Origin of the sequence: Rhodococcus pyridinivorans, assembly GCF_900105195.1 — a bacterium.
Taxonomy (GTDB): Bacteria; Actinomycetota; Actinomycetes; order Mycobacteriales; family Mycobacteriaceae; genus Rhodococcus; species Rhodococcus pyridinivorans.
Window position 1 is genome coordinate 1,995,762 of record NZ_FNRX01000002.1, and the last position, 13,485, is coordinate 2,009,246.

Below are 13,485 nucleotides of genomic sequence, written 5' to 3' on the forward strand. Positions count from 1 at the left end.
CCACGAAGGCGGTTTCTCATTGGCTCCGGGGCGTACGCGACGCGCCGATCCACACTCCTCAACAGGGGTGGGCAAGGATCCATTCCCGGCCCTGCCGGACGTGACCGGGTTCACCCGCCGTCGTGGGCATGGTGGGCGGTGCCGGCCGCCTGCGTCACGTCGTGCACCTCGTCGGCGCCGACCACCACGAACTGTCCCATCATGCCGCTGTCCTCGTGCTCGAGCAGGTGACAGTGGTACATGTACGGCATCGCCGGATCGGTGTGGCTACCGAACGGAACGAGCAGCCGCACGGTCGCCGCCGGCGGGACGAAGACGGTGTCCTTGCGACCGGCCAGGGACGGATGGTCGGGACTCACCCCGGTCATGCCGAGGACCTCGAACTGCACGTCGTGGATGTGGAAGTTGTGGATCGTGCCGCTGACGTTGCGCACCTCCCACAGTTCGGTGGTGCCGGCGACGACCACCTCGTCGATCCGGCCCATGTCCATCTCGCGATCGTTGATGGTCGTCGACGAGGTCAGGTCGATGCGGCGGGTGCTGCTCGGTTCCCCGAGCTCCGGAAGGGTGGTCAGCCTCTCCGGGATCGCGGCCGACGACCCGAGGACGGGTGCCGCCCGCAGCTCGAGGACGTCCATGCGGTCGTCGCCACCGGAGAAGCGGTCCTGCCAGAAGCCGGCCTTCAGCTCGGGCGGGGTGCTGCGCAGCACATGCCTCGAACCTGCTTCCGGCCGGACGACGATCTCGGCGCGCTCGCCCGGCGACAGCTGGAGACTGCGGACGGCCCGCGGCTCCTCGAGCAGACCACCGTCGCTGCCGACGAGGAGGAACGGCATCCCGGTGTCGAACGAGAAGTTGTAGACGCGCGCGTTCGACGCGTTGAGCACCCGGAGCCGGACCGTCTCGGTGCCGACGTCCAGGAACGGCCGCGGTGTGCCGTTGACGAGGATCTCGTCGCCGAGCGTGCCGGCGTCGGCGAAGATCGCGTTGCTGTCGTCGAACTGGTCGCCGTCGAACTTCCGGTCCTGAACGATGAGGGGGATGTCGTCGACCCCGTAGTCGTGGGGGAGCGGCGACGTGCCGGGCTCGTCGATCAGGAACATGCCCGCGACGCCCCGGTACACGTGCGCGGCGGTGGAACCGTGCAGGTGCGGGTGGTACCAGAGGGTCGCGGCCGGCTGATCGACGGTCCAGTACGGCGACCATGTCGTTCCCGGCTCGATCGGCTGGTGCGGTCCGCCGTCCATCGCCGCGGGCAGGTGCATGCCGTGCCAGTGCATCGTGCTCGTCTCGCCGAGTTCGTTCGTGACGTTCACGCGCACGTTCTCGCCGCGCACGGCGCGGAGAGTGGGTCCGAGATAGCTGCCGTTCACGCCCCACGTCCGGGTGTCGGGGCCGTGCCCGAGGTCGGTCGTGCCGCGCTGCATGGTCAGGTCGAACACGCGCGTGCCGTCGGCGTCGACGGTGCCCGACTCGACGGGAGGGATGCGCAGGGCGGTGTCGAAGTCGACGCGTCCGGTGGTGTCGAGTGCGCGCGTGGTCCACGCGTGGACGGCCAGGCCACCGATGACCGCCACGAACCCGATGAAGAGCACGAAGGGTATGGCGAGCAGACGCACCAGGATTTTCACGACATCCATGCTCGTTCTCCCACACCCTCGGCACATCCGGCGTGGCACCGGATTTCGTAATGGGGGAGAACCCTGACGGAACCTCAGGAAGCGCTGTGCAGTCGTGCTGCCTGCCGCACGAGATGGTCGCGTTCGGGCACGCTGGTCGCCAGGTGCGCGGCCTCCGCATAGAGCCGGGCCGCCGTCGCGGTGTCGCCGGCGCGTTCGTGGAGATACGCCGCGGCCGCCGTGTACCGGGGCAGGCTGGGGTCGAGCTCGGCCAGCGCTGCGAGACCGGCGTGGGGTCCGTCCGCCTCACCGACCGCGACGGCACGGTTGAGGCGGACCACTGGGTTGTCGGTGAACTGCAGGAGCTCGTCGTACCACTCGACGATCTGCACCCAGTCGGTCTCCTCCGCGGTGCGTGCGTCGGCGTGCAGGGCGGCGACGGCGGCCTGCGCCTGGAACTCGCCGAGCCGGTCGCGGGCGAGTGCGGCCTGCAGGATCTCCACGCCCTCCCAGATCATGCGCGTGTCCCACAGGCTGCGGTCCTGTTCGGCGAGGGGGACGAGACTGCCGTCCGACCGGATGCGCGCCGCTCGCCGGGCGTGGTGGAGCAGCATCAGCGCGAGCAGACCCGACACCTCGGGGTGGTCGATCACCGCTGCCAGCCGGCGCGTGAGCCGGACGGCCTCGGTGGCCAGGTCGACGTCACCCGAATAGCCCTCGTTGAACACGAGATAGAGCACCCGCAGCACCGTCGCGACGTCGCCCGGCCGATCCAGCCGGACGTCCGCGATCGTGCGCTTGGCCCGGCTGATGCGTTGGGCCATCGTCGCCTCCGGGACGAGATAGGCCTGCGCGATCTGCCGGGTGGTCAACCCGCCGACGGCACGCAGCGTGAGCGCGACCGCCGACCCGGGCGTGAGCGACGGGTGGGCACACAGGAAGTACAACGCGAGCGTGTCGTCCACCGGTGTGCCCGGACCCGGCCGGGGCTCGGCGTCGACGAGGATCTCGCGGCGTCGACGAGACGCGTCGGCGCGCACGGCGTCGAGGAATCTGCGCCACGCCACCGCGACCAGCCAGCCCTTCGGGTCGCGCGGCGGATCCTCCGGCCACACCCGCAGGGCTTCGACGAGCGCGTCCTGCACGGCATCCTCGGCCGACGCGAAATCCGCTCCGCGGCGGACGAGGATGCCGATCACGGTGGGGACGAGTGTGCGCAGTAGAGCCTCGTCCACGTCTACTCCGTGACGGTGTCCACGGCGTCACTCCGTGACGGTCGGCGGCTCGGACATGAACGGGCGCACCTCCAGCCATTCGTGGATCGGCTTCCCGCCGGCTCCCGGCGCGGCCGACAGTTCGCCGGCCAGTTCCAGTGCCCGTTCGTAGCTGTCGACGTCGATCACCATCCACCCGGCGATGAGATCCTTCGTCTCCGGGAACGGCCCGTCGGTGACCGGGGGACGTCCCTCGCCGTCGTAGCGGACGAAGGCGCCTTCCGGGGAGAGCGCCTGCGCGTCCACGAACTCACCCGTGCTCTCGAGACGGGCGGCGAAATCCTGCATGAAGCGGACGTGGGCCGACACCTCCTCCGGTTCCCACTGATCCATGGGTACGTCGTTCACCGCTGCCGGGGCGCCGCGGTAGTGCTTGAGCAGCAGGTACTTGGCCATGATGTTCTCCTCCGTGCGGTACGGCCCATTGTGGCCGCGTTCATGGAGGAGACGGAGCCGCTTCCGGATTCTCGACATCCCTCCGCGAACGATTCGAGGTTAGGGTCGCGGCATGCGTATTCATCTCGGACCCGGCCACGACGACCACCTCGCCGCAGCGATCGTCTCCGGCGGCGGAACCCTCTCCGAACTGCACGACGCCGATGCCCTGGTGTGGGACGGCAGCGCCGAGGAGTTCCCCGACCTGCCCGACACCGTGCGGTGGGTGCAGCTCACCTATGCCGGCATCGAACCGTTCTTCCGGGCCGGTCTGATCGACGACCGGCGGGTGTGGGCGAACGCGTCCGGTGTGTACGCCGACAACGTGGCCGAGTACGCGGTGGGAGCACTGCTCGTGGGGTTGCGCCAGTTCCACGCCTCGGTCGCCGCGAAGCGGTGGACCAAGGACGTTCTCGACCCGCGGGTGCAGACCCTCCACGGCTCGACCGTGGCCATCGTCGGATGCGGCGGTATCGGCCGGGCGATGATCCCGCGCCTGCACGCCCTCGGCGCGGACGTCGTCGCGGTCAATCGTTCGGGCCGTCCCGTCGACGGTGCGAAGGTCACGCTGCCGGCCGACCGCACGTCGGAGGTGTGGTCGATGGCCGATCACTTCGTCGTCGCCGCACCTGCGACCGCCGAGACCGATCATCTCGTCGACGCTGCCGCGCTCGCGGCGATGCCCGGGTCGGCGTGGCTCGTGAACGTCGCGCGGGGCAACCTCGTCGACACCGACGCGCTGGTGAAGGCGCTCGGGGACGGTGCGATCGCCGGGGCGGTTCTCGACGTGACCGATCCCGAACCGTTGCCCGAGGGGCATCCGCTGTGGGATCTCGACAACGCCGTGATCACACCGCACATCGCCAATACACGTAGTCGGCTGACGCAGACGTTCGCGCCGACCCTCGAGGAGAACGTGCGCCGGTTCGTCGCGGGCGAGGAGTTGATCGCCCGGGTCGATCCGAACGCGGGTTACTGAGGCCGTTCGGCCGCCTTCTTGATCGCGGACAGGCGACGGTCCCAGCCTGTCCCCACGGCGTCGATCGCACGCCCGACCGCGCTCAGCCGCGATCCGAGGGCGGAGAAGCGGATCTCCCGTCCGGCGCGCTCGGAGGTCACGAGACCGCACTGTTCGAGCACCGCCAGATGCTTGGCGATGGCCTGACGGGAGACCGTGAACTCGGCCGCGAGTCCGGACGCCGACGCCGGAGACCGGCCCAGTCGCTGCAGGATGCGCCATCGGGTGTCGTCGGCCAGGGCCGCGAAAACGGGATGCAGATCGGCGGAGAACTCAGCGTCGGGCAACGCTTTCGTCCTTCTCGAGATGGTGCTTGGCGATTTCCAGTTCGGCCGTCCAGCCGCGGGAGTTCTCCTCGAAGCGGGTGCGGCGTTCGCTCGCGTCGCCGGGCAGGGAGTCGAATCCGGTTTCCGTGACTCGTAATTCGGTTGTGCCGGTGTCGAGCGCGGTGAGCCGGAACTCGACGAGGGTCGACGGACTGTCGGGATCGGTGTGGTCGGCGAGCCAGCGGAAGGCCGCGTAATGCGGTTCGTCGAGGGTCACGGTGCGGAAGACGAAGGCGCCGTGGACCGGATCGTGCACGGTGGTGAGATCTCCGTCGTGTTCGAGGCGGTGCTCGGTCCACTCGTTGTCGTTGATGTACCAGCCGGGTTCGGCCACGAGTGTCCATACCCGGTCCACGGGGGCGTCGATGGTGATGTCGCGTTCGATGCGGTCGAGTTCGTCGGTCATGACTGTCTCCTCCGATGGGAATGCAACTCCAGGGTTGCACCCCTATCGCCCATGGTGCAACCCCCTGGTTGCAGTCGATTGTGCAGTTCTCGTCGACATGCCTGGATGCATCGACGAGATCTGCACGCGTTCGAGCATCGAACTCGAACACATGTGCGATACTGAATCGGTCGAGGAGGTGCCGGAGTGGGATGGGGAAACGGTCCGCCGACCTGGTCGGAGATGGAGCGCGTGCTCTCGGGACGACCCGGCACTTCCCGTCGCGATACCGAACATCCCGGCGACGGGAGCGACAGCCCGGCGTGGTCGCGCACCCGCGCCGAGTACGAGGCGCGGGTCCGACGTCCCGAGGGGCCGGTCGTGCCCTACGCCGAACTGCACACCCACTCCGCGTTCAGCTTCCTCGACGGTGCCTCCACGCCGGAGGAACTCGCCGAGGAGGCGGCACGACTCGGACTCGAGGCCCTCGCGGTGACCGACCACGACGGACTGTACGGAGCGGTGCGATTCGCCGAAGCCGCACGCGAACTCGACATCCGCACCGTCTTCGGAGCCGAGCTGGGCCTCGACGATGCGCACCTGCTCGTCCTCGCCCGCGGTCAGGAGGGCTATCGACGCCTGTCGCGGCAGATCGCCGACGCCCACCTCGCAGGAGGGGAGAAGAACAACCCGACGTACGACTACGACGCGCTCACCGACGCCGCCTGTGGGCACTGGCAGATCCTCACCGGTTGTCGTCGGGGGCACCTGCGACAAGCGTTCGCCACGGGCGGGATCCCCGCCGCCGAAGCGGCATTGCTCGATCTCGTCGACCGGTTCGGTGCCGACCGCGTGACCGTCGAACTCACCCGTCACGGATATCCCGACGACCACGAACGCAACGCAGCCCTCTTCGAACTTGCCGGGCGACACGGAATTCCGTGCATCGCGAGCACGGCAGCGCACTTCGCGCACCCCCGTCGGCGACGCCTGGCAATGGCCGTGGCGGCGATCTCCGACCGGCAGAGCCTCGACGACGCCGTCGGCCGGATCCCGCCGACCGGAGGCGGACACCTGCGGTCGGGGGAGGAGATGGCGTGGCTGTTCGAGGCCTTTCCGGGTGTCGTGCACCGTGCCGCCGAACTCGGCCGTGAATGCGCCTTCGACCTGCGTCTCGTCGCCCCGAAACTGCCGCCCTTCGATGTTCCCGACGGGCACACCGAGTTCACCTGGCTGCGCGAACTCACCTACGACGGGGCGCATCGCCGCTACGGTCCGGTCGAGCGCCGCCCCGACGCCTATCGGCAGATCGAACACGAACTCGATGTCGTCGGCCGGCTGGGATTTCCGGGATACTTCCTCGTCGTCCACGACATCGTCGACTTCTGCAAGCGAAACGACATCCTGTGCCAGGGAAGAGGATCAGCCGCCAACTCGGCGGTCTGCTACGCGATCGGCATCACCAACGTCGATCCCGTCGGCAACAAGCTGCTGTTCGAACGCTTCCTGTCGCCCGAACGCGACGGCCCACCCGACATCGACCTCGACATCGAATCCGACCGGCGCGAGGAGGCGATCCAGTACGTCTACCGCAAGTACGGGCGGATCAATGCCGCGCAGGTCGCGAACGTCATCACCTACCGCGGTCGCTCCGCCGTCCGCGACATGGCCCGTGCCCTCGGATACTCGCAGGGACAGCAGGACGCGTGGAGCAAGCTCATCGGCCGGTGGGGTGGGGTGCGGGTCGAGACCGACGAACGGATCCCGGAGACGGTTCTCGATCTCGCCGAACAGATCGAAGGTCTCCCACGGCATCTCGGCATCCACTCGGGCGGAATGGTGATCTGCGACCGGGCCGTCGCCGACGTGTGCCCCGTCGAATGGGCGCGGATGGAAGGGCGCACCGTCCTGCAGTGGGACAAGGACGACTGTGCTGCAGCGGGTCTCGTGAAGTTCGATCTGCTCGGCCTCGGCATGCTCTCCGCGTTGCATTACATGATCGACCTCGTCGACGAACACGAAGGCGTCCGAGTCGACCTCGCACACCTCGATCTCTCCGAGCCGGGGGTCTACGAGATGTTGTGCCGCGCCGACTCGGTGGGGGTCTTCCAGGTGGAGTCGCGGGCGCAGATGGCCACTCTGCCGCGGTTGAAGCCGCGATGCTTCTACGATCTGGTCATCGAGGTGGCCATCATCCGGCCCGGCCCCATCCAGGGCGGTTCGGTGCACCCCTACATCCGGCGGCGCAACGGTCTCGAACCCGTCACCTACGACCATCCCTGCCTCGAGAAGGCCCTCGAACGCACCCTCGGCGTTCCGCTCTTCCAGGAGCAACTCATGCAGATGGCCGTCGACGCCGCGGGATTCACCGCGGCGGAGGCCGATCGATTACGTCGCGCCATGGGATCGAAACGCTCGACGGAGAAGATGGAACGTCTGCGCGGACGCCTCTATCAGGGCATGCGGGACCTGCACGGCATCACGGGGGACGTCGCCGACCGCATCTACGAGAAGCTCTACGCCTTCGCGAATTTCGGTTTTCCCGAGAGTCATTCGCAGAGCTTCGCCTCGCTGGTGTTCTATTCGGCATGGTTCAAACTGCACCATCCCGCAGCGTTCTGTGCGGGCCTGCTGCGTGCTCAGCCGATGGGTTTCTACTCGCCGCAATCGCTGGTCGCCGATGCCCGCCGTCATGGTGTGGTCGTCCACGGCCCCGACATCGCGGCGAGTCTCGCGCACGCCACCCTCGAGAACGAAGGGAAGGAGGTCCGGCTCGGCCTGGCCACGGTGCGGCACATCGGCGACGACCTCGCCGAACGCATCGTGACCGAACGCAGTGCCCACGGCCCGTACACCTCGCCCGCCGACCTCGCCGCCCGCGTCGGTCTCATCACCACGCAGGTCGAGGCGCTGGCCACCGCAGGAGCTTTCTCCTCGTTCGGCGTCACCCGCCGCGAAGCCCTCTGGGGTGCGGCCCCGGCCGCGGCACAACGCCCCGGGCGGCTCCCCGGGATCGGGACGGTGCCGACTCCGGCCCTGCCGGGGATGAGCGCTCTCGAACTTGCCGCCGCCGACGTCTGGGCCACGGGAATCTCGCCCGACAGCTATCCGACGCAGTTTCTGCGCGAGCGGCTCGACGAACTCGGGGTGATCCCGGCCGCGGAGTTGTGGCAGGTCCCCGACGGGACGCGCATCCTCGTCGGCGGGGCCGTGACACACCGGCAGCGACCTGCAACAGCCGCCGGTGTCACCTTCCTCAACCTCGAGGACGAGACCGGAATGGTGAACGTGGTGTGCTCGGTCGGTCTGTGGGCGCGCTACCGGACCGTGGCCCACACGGCTCCCGCCCTGCTCGTCCGCGGCCGGCTCCAGAACGCCGAGGGCGTGGTCACGCTCCTCGCCGACCATCTCGAAGCCATGGATCTGCGAATGCCGAGCAGATCACGCGACTTTCGCTAACATCGCCGAGTGTGAAACGCCTGTGGCCGGTCTCGTTGGCTCTGTTCGCTCTGGTCGTCACCGGCTGCGACGAGGGTGGTGGAGGCGAGGGCTCCTCGGCGTCCGCGCCTGCGATCTCGGCACCGGCGATCGTCGACGGCGGTCTCCGCGAGTCGCAACCCGAAGAGGCCGACCGCAAGGAGGTTGTCACCGGCTACCTCGAGATGGATGCCGGCGATCCCGTCACGACGGGCCGCCGGGTCGTGACGGTCGTCGAGGAAGCCGGTGGACGCGTCGACTCGCTCACCGAACAACCCGAGGCGAGCAGCGTGCTCACGGTGCGGGTGCCCGCCGACCGGCTCGACGAGGTCGTCGACGAGATCCGCACACTCGGCCGTGTCACCAGCCTGAGCACCACCCGCGACGACGTGACGATGCAGTACACCGACCTCGAAGCCCGGGTGGGTGCGTTGCGGGCCTCGGTGGACCGCCTGCGGGCACTGCTCGAGTCGTCGGCCGACGTCGAGGCGCTGATCGCTGCAGAGACCGCGCTGGCCGAACGACAGGCCGAACTCGACAGCCTCGAGGCGCAGCGACGGCAGCTGGGCGACCGGATCGAACTGTCCACGCTCACCGTCGACATCACCACCGACCGCCTTCCCTCCGAACAGGACAGTTTCTGGGACGGGCTGGTCGCAGGATGGAACAGCCTGTGGGCCGCGCTGGGGGCAGCGGTGGTCGGTATCGGCGCCGCGCTACCGTGGGTGGCGTTCCTGTTCGTGTGTGCAGGTGTCCTCTACCTGGTCATCCGGCTCATCACCCGACGGGGACGTTCGTCCGGAACCACCGGGACGCCCGATACCGAGAGGACCGACAGCGATGCGTGAGGTCGACCTGGCCGCACTCGAATCCGCGCTCACCGACGGGGCGACCGTCATCGACGTGCGTGAACGCGACGAATACGCCCAGGTGCGCGTACCCGGCGTCACGAACATCCCGCTCAGCGAGTTCGTCGCGCGGATCGACGAGATCCCCACCGAGGGCACCGTCTACGTCGTCTGCGCCGTGGGTGGCCGCAGCCTGCAGGCCGCGCAGTATCTCGCCGGTCGCGGTGTCGACGCCGTGTCCGTCGCGGGTGGCACCGACGGATGGGCCCGCTCGGGTCGTCCGGTGGAGAGCGGCGCCTAAACCCCTCCGGGGAAACCGTGCTGCCGCCACGCCTCGTAGCAGGCGACGGCTGCGGCGTTCGACAGATTCAGCGAACGCCGCCCGGGCAGCATGGGGATACGGATCTGCTCGGTGATGTGCGGGTCGGAGAGCACCTCTGGCGACAGCCCTGTCGGTTCGGGTCCGAACAGCAGCACGTCGCCGGCCCGGTACTCGATCTCCGCATAACTCGACGTGCCGTGCGCGGTGAACGCGAGCACCCGCTCGGGGACCAGCGCCACCCACGCCGCCTCGAGGCTGCTGTGCACGGTGACCGACGCGAGATCGTGGTAGTCCAGGCCTGCGCGGCGCAGCTTCGGCTCGGACAGGTCGAAACCGAGGGGTTCCACCAGGTGCAGTTCCGCGCCGGTCGCGGCGACCATGCGTATGGCATTGCCGGTGTTGGGGGGAATGCGCGGCTCGTGGAACATCACTCTGAACACGATGCAGGTTAACAAGTCGGCACTGTGTGTCCCGGCTCGCATACCTCTCCGAGCAGCCATCCGGGGTTCGCAAGAGCCACGCGACGTCCTGCAAACGAAGGTGCATTGTGCGCAGCCTGAGCGGAACCGGTGACAGTCCGGAAGTGCCCGTGATCGAGTGGCGTGGACCCGAATTCCGCTGGAACCGAAAGGCGAATCCCGCCCGATGTCGCACAGCACCGTCGAAACCCCGTACACCGCATCCGAGAACCGTTACGAGACGATTCCCTACCGTCGCTCGGGGCGGTCCGGGCTCGATCTTCCCGCCTTCTCGTTCGGGCTGTGGCAGAAATTCGGCACCGACTACCCCTTCGAGGCACAGCGGGAGATCATCCTCCACGCCTTCGACCTCGGAATCACCCACTTCGACAACGCCGACCGGTACGGTCCGCCGCACCGCGCCGCGCAGAAGAACTTCGGCCGGATCCTCGGCAGGGACCTCGCGCCCTACCGGGACGAAATCATCCTGTCGACGAAGGCCGGCAACCCGATCGGTCCCGGTCCCTACCAGAAGGGCGGGTCGCGCAAGTCGCTGCTGGGCTCGCTCGAGCACAGCCTGCGTGACCTCGGCACCGACTACGTCGACATCTTCTACAGTCACAGTCCCGACCTGACGGCCCCGCTCGAGGAGACCGTCGGGGCACTCGTCTCCGCCGTCGAGTAGGGGAAGGCGCTCTACGTCGGCATCTCGAACTACCAACCGGATCGTGCGCATGAGGCCGCGACACTTCTGCGGGAAGCCGGTGTCCCACGGCTCGTCCACCAGCCGCGCTACTCGATCTTCGACCGCAGCGTCGAGCAGAACGGTCTGCTCGACGCGGCCGAGCAGGACGGCTTCGGACTCGTCGTGTATTCGCCGCTCGCACAGGGACTTCTGACGGACAAGTATCTCGAGACCATCCCGGACGGTGCGCGAGCGGTAAACAGTGCGTTCCTGTCTCCGGACGTGATCGACGAGACCTACCGGCAGCGCGTCACCGAACTCGACAAGCTCGCCCGGTCGCGTGGGCAGTCGCTGGCCCAGCTGGCACTGCCGTGGGTGCTCCGGCAGCCCGCCGCGACCTCGGCGCTCGTCGGCGCGAGCTCGACCTGGCAGCTCGACCACAACGTCGAGACACTGAGCTTCCCGCCGCTCACCGACGACGAGCTCGCGGTCATCGACGAGTACGGTGTCCACGGCACCGGCCTCGGTCTCTGACATGACCGCCATCCGGCTCTACGAGAAGCTGGGATTCACGTTGCGCGAGCGATCCGTGCCGACCCGCGTGCGCACACCGACGGTGTAGCCGGGAGACGCGTGCTTTCATTCTCGTGTCGGGTTCGATCCGGTCGGCCGCGGGAGATGTCATGGAATCGCCGGTAGCGACGTATGTCTCGGCGGTACGCAGCTTCGCGGAGTTGGTCCGTGCCGTGCCGGAGGGCCGCTGGGACGGTCCGGGCCTGGGTGAGTGGGACCTCCGAGCACTGATCGGACACACCTCACGCTCGTTGACGACCGTCATGACCTATCTGGACAGTCCCGCCGACACCGAGGACCTCGCGAGCGCGGAGCAGTACTACGTCCACGTCAAGGAACTCACCTCGGTTCTCGGCGCGGAGGACATCGTCGAACGCGGACGTCGTGCCGGTGCCGACCTCGGCGACGATCCGGTGGCCACGATCGATGCTCTGTCGACCGCGGTGATCGACCGGCTCGGTGCCGGCGAGGACCGTCTGATCCGGGTGATCGGAGACAAGGGGATCCGTCTGCACTCCTACCTCCCGACACGCACCTTCGAACTCGCCGTCCACGGTCTCGACATCGCCGCCGCCGCGGATGTTCCCTACGAACCTCCCGCCGAGGTTCTCGAGCAGTCCGCCCTGTTGGCGGCGAGAATCGCTCTGGCACTCGGCGACGGCACGACCGTGCTGCGGGCATTGACCGGTCGGATGGCGTTGCCGAACGGCTATTCCGTCGTGTGAGCGGAGAGGTTCAGCGCAGCCGGGACCGGAACATCCGATCCTCGAGCAGCGCGAGCACGGATGCCGGGGGAGGCAATCGTGAGATCTCGTCGCGCAATTGCTCGGCCCCACGGCGGAGAGAGCGCGAGGACAGCGCGTCGAGGGTGATCCCTCCGATCTCCGCCGAGGTTACGGTGACGGGATCGACCGTGGTCCCTGCGCCCAGCGCGACCAGCCGTCGGGCGTTGAGTTCCTGGTCCGCGCCCATCGGAAGCGCGACGACCGGAACGCCGTGGGTGAGCGCACCGATGACGCTGCCCGATCCGCCGTGGTTTACGACGACATCGACGTGCGGGAGCACGGCCGACTGGGGCACGAACCGCACGATGCGGACGTTGCCGCCCGGTGACGGCAGGGTGGCCGGGTCGATGTCCCGGCCGACGGTGACGAGCACGCGCGCAGGTAGTCGGTGCAGCCCCCGGAGGAGACGGACGATGAGATCACCGGACTCGGTGTTGAAGACGGTACCCAGCGTGACGTACACGCGGTGGGGCTTCTCGCCGCTACGAAGCCAGTCGATCGCAGGGTGTTCGCGGGATGCGAGCGACGGGCCCGGCCCTGTCGAGACGGCTGTGGGAGGCAACGGGACATCAGGATCACGGAACGACGGTGGGAACGGTGAGATGACCAAATCCTGTGTCAGGAAAGAGCACTCGTGATCGGAAGGGAGGTCGTGGGCGGCCCGTAGTCGTCCCAGTGGCTCACGGATGCGGTCGATCCGGGTGAGTGCTCCGGACGCGATGACGGCGACCACCACGCGGGGAACGGCGGCGTGCTCGGCCGCCGTCATCGCACCGAAGTCCATCTCGTCGCAGATCACCAGATCCGGATACCAGCGGTCGATGACATCGCGGACCAGGTCGAATCGTCGCGCCGCGAGCACACCGGCGAAGTGGGTGCCGATCACCGAGTACTCGTGGTCGAGGTCGGGAGGAGCGAGCGTGCCCGTGGACCGACCGGAAGGAGATGTCGTCTCCCCCTCGGGGAAGTGTGCGTCGAAGCCTTCGGTGCCTGCGAGGACGTCCGCCTCCCCGCACACGCCGAGACGGTGGCCGGCCCCGCGCAGGACGTCGGCGATCGGGAGCATCGGTGCGAGATGGCCGAGGCCGCCTGCGAACGAGAACAGGACGCGACGCACGGCCCGGCCTCGTGTACTGCCGGTCGTCGATCCGACTCGGTGCGCCATGGCCGAATTACACCGCTCCGCGCTCGTGTACGCGAATCGTCGACCGGGTGTGGCCCCGAGCGGTAACTGGTTCAATCGAGAGGCACGAGCAGCGGGCGACCCGGGAGAGAACCAT

At 68.3% G+C, this 13,485-nt stretch carries 12 protein-coding genes and 1 pseudogene; 6 read left to right on the forward strand and 7 right to left on the reverse strand.

Going from position 1 to position 13,485, the window contains the following annotated elements:
• Positions 1–110: 110 nt before the first annotated feature.
• The 3 genes from BLV31_RS09575 to BLV31_RS09585 all read right to left on the reverse strand — a co-directional run bounded on the left by BLV31_RS09575 (position 111) and on the right by BLV31_RS09585 (position 3,289).
• Positions 111–1,640, reverse strand: coding sequence for a multicopper oxidase family protein (locus tag BLV31_RS09575; RefSeq protein ID WP_064060908.1), 1,530 nt, complete (start codon positions 1,638–1,640; stop codon positions 111–113).
• A 74-nt stretch (positions 1,641–1,714) separates the two neighbouring features.
• A complete protein-coding gene (locus BLV31_RS09580; RefSeq protein WP_064060907.1) occupies positions 1,715–2,854 on the reverse strand; it encodes an RNA polymerase sigma factor in 1,140 nt (379 codons plus the stop codon).
• Between the two features lie 27 nt (positions 2,855–2,881).
• Entirely contained in the window at positions 2,882–3,289 is a 408-nt protein-coding gene (locus tag BLV31_RS09585; RefSeq protein WP_064060922.1) for a YciI family protein, read from the reverse strand.
• 112 nt (positions 3,290–3,401) lie between these two features.
• Between BLV31_RS09585 and BLV31_RS09590 the strand changes: the two genes are divergently transcribed.
• Positions 3,402–4,307 carry a D-isomer specific 2-hydroxyacid dehydrogenase family protein gene (locus BLV31_RS09590; protein ID WP_064060906.1) on the forward strand — a complete coding sequence of 302 codons (906 nt, stop codon included), beginning with the start codon at positions 3,402–3,404 and terminating at the stop codon, positions 4,305–4,307.
• Here the strand turns inward: BLV31_RS09590 and BLV31_RS09595 are convergent.
• Positions 4,301–4,633, reverse strand: coding sequence for an ArsR/SmtB family transcription factor (locus tag BLV31_RS09595; RefSeq protein ID WP_064060905.1), 333 nt, complete (start codon positions 4,631–4,633; stop codon positions 4,301–4,303). The two genes, BLV31_RS09590 and BLV31_RS09595, sit on opposite strands and share 7 nt — an antisense overlap.
• A complete protein-coding gene (locus BLV31_RS09600; RefSeq protein WP_024101572.1) occupies positions 4,620–5,078 on the reverse strand; it encodes an SRPBCC domain-containing protein in 459 nt (152 codons plus the stop codon). Before BLV31_RS09600 ends, BLV31_RS09595 begins: the two co-directional genes overlap by 14 nt.
• Before the next feature lie 186 nt (positions 5,079–5,264).
• On the opposite strand from BLV31_RS09600, the gene BLV31_RS09605 reads away from it, so the two are divergent.
• The 3 genes from BLV31_RS09605 to BLV31_RS09615 are packed head-to-tail and all read left to right on the forward strand — an operon-like array spanning position 5,265 to position 9,683.
• A complete protein-coding gene (locus BLV31_RS09605) occupies positions 5,265–8,516 on the forward strand; it encodes an error-prone DNA polymerase (RefSeq protein WP_064060904.1) in 3,252 nt (1,083 codons plus the stop codon).
• 11 nt (positions 8,517–8,527) lie between these two features.
• Positions 8,528–9,382 (forward strand): DUF4349 domain-containing protein, encoded by an 855-nt coding sequence (locus BLV31_RS09610; protein WP_064060903.1) that lies wholly within the window; start codon positions 8,528–8,530, stop codon positions 9,380–9,382.
• Positions 9,375–9,683: a rhodanese-like domain-containing protein gene (locus BLV31_RS09615; RefSeq protein ID WP_016692855.1), complete on the forward strand. Its 309-nt coding sequence runs from the start codon at positions 9,375–9,377 to the stop codon at positions 9,681–9,683. Before BLV31_RS09610 ends, BLV31_RS09615 begins: the two co-directional genes overlap by 8 nt.
• Here BLV31_RS09615 and BLV31_RS09620 read toward each other — a convergent pair.
• Complete coding sequence (locus BLV31_RS09620) at positions 9,680–10,144, reverse strand: tRNA (cytidine(34)-2'-O)-methyltransferase (protein WP_072740417.1); 465 nt, start codon at positions 10,142–10,144, stop codon at positions 9,680–9,682. The genes BLV31_RS09615 and BLV31_RS09620 overlap by 4 nt on opposite strands.
• A 205-nt stretch (positions 10,145–10,349) precedes the next feature.
• Between BLV31_RS09620 and BLV31_RS09625 the strand changes: the two are divergent.
• Positions 10,350–11,381: pseudogene (locus tag BLV31_RS09625) on the forward strand (aldo/keto reductase).
• Positions 11,382–11,530: 149 nt separating this feature from the next.
• On the forward strand, positions 11,531–12,145 hold the full coding sequence (locus tag BLV31_RS09630) for a maleylpyruvate isomerase N-terminal domain-containing protein (RefSeq protein WP_064060901.1): 615 nt from the start codon (positions 11,531–11,533) through the stop codon (positions 12,143–12,145).
• A gap of 10 nt (positions 12,146–12,155) precedes the next feature.
• Here the strand turns inward: BLV31_RS09630 and BLV31_RS09635 are convergent, their stop codons facing one another.
• Positions 12,156–13,370: a glycosyltransferase gene (locus BLV31_RS09635; RefSeq protein WP_064060900.1), complete on the reverse strand. Its 1,215-nt coding sequence runs from the start codon at positions 13,368–13,370 to the stop codon at positions 12,156–12,158.
• Positions 13,371–13,485: the final 115 nt, after the last annotated feature.

Coding starts and splice junctions, on each gene's coding strand:
- BLV31_RS09575 (WP_064060908.1), bottom strand. CDS start 1,640: ATGGATGTCGTGAAAATCCTGGTGCGTCTGCTCGCCATACCCTTCGTG.
- BLV31_RS09585 (WP_064060922.1), bottom strand. CDS start 3,289: ATGGCCAAGTACCTGCTGCTCAAGCACTACCGCGGCGCCCCGGCAGCG.
- BLV31_RS09590 (WP_064060906.1), top strand. CDS start 3,402: ATGCGTATTCATCTCGGACCCGGCCACGACGACCACCTCGCCGCAGCG.
- BLV31_RS09600 (WP_024101572.1), bottom strand. CDS start 5,078: ATGACCGACGAACTCGACCGCATCGAACGCGACATCACCATCGACGCC.
- BLV31_RS09615 (WP_016692855.1), top strand. CDS start 9,375: ATGCGTGAGGTCGACCTGGCCGCACTCGAATCCGCGCTCACCGACGGG.
- BLV31_RS09630 (WP_064060901.1), top strand. CDS start 11,531: ATGGAATCGCCGGTAGCGACGTATGTCTCGGCGGTACGCAGCTTCGCG.
- BLV31_RS09635 (WP_064060900.1), bottom strand. CDS start 13,370: ATGGCGCACCGAGTCGGATCGACGACCGGCAGTACACGAGGCCGGGCC.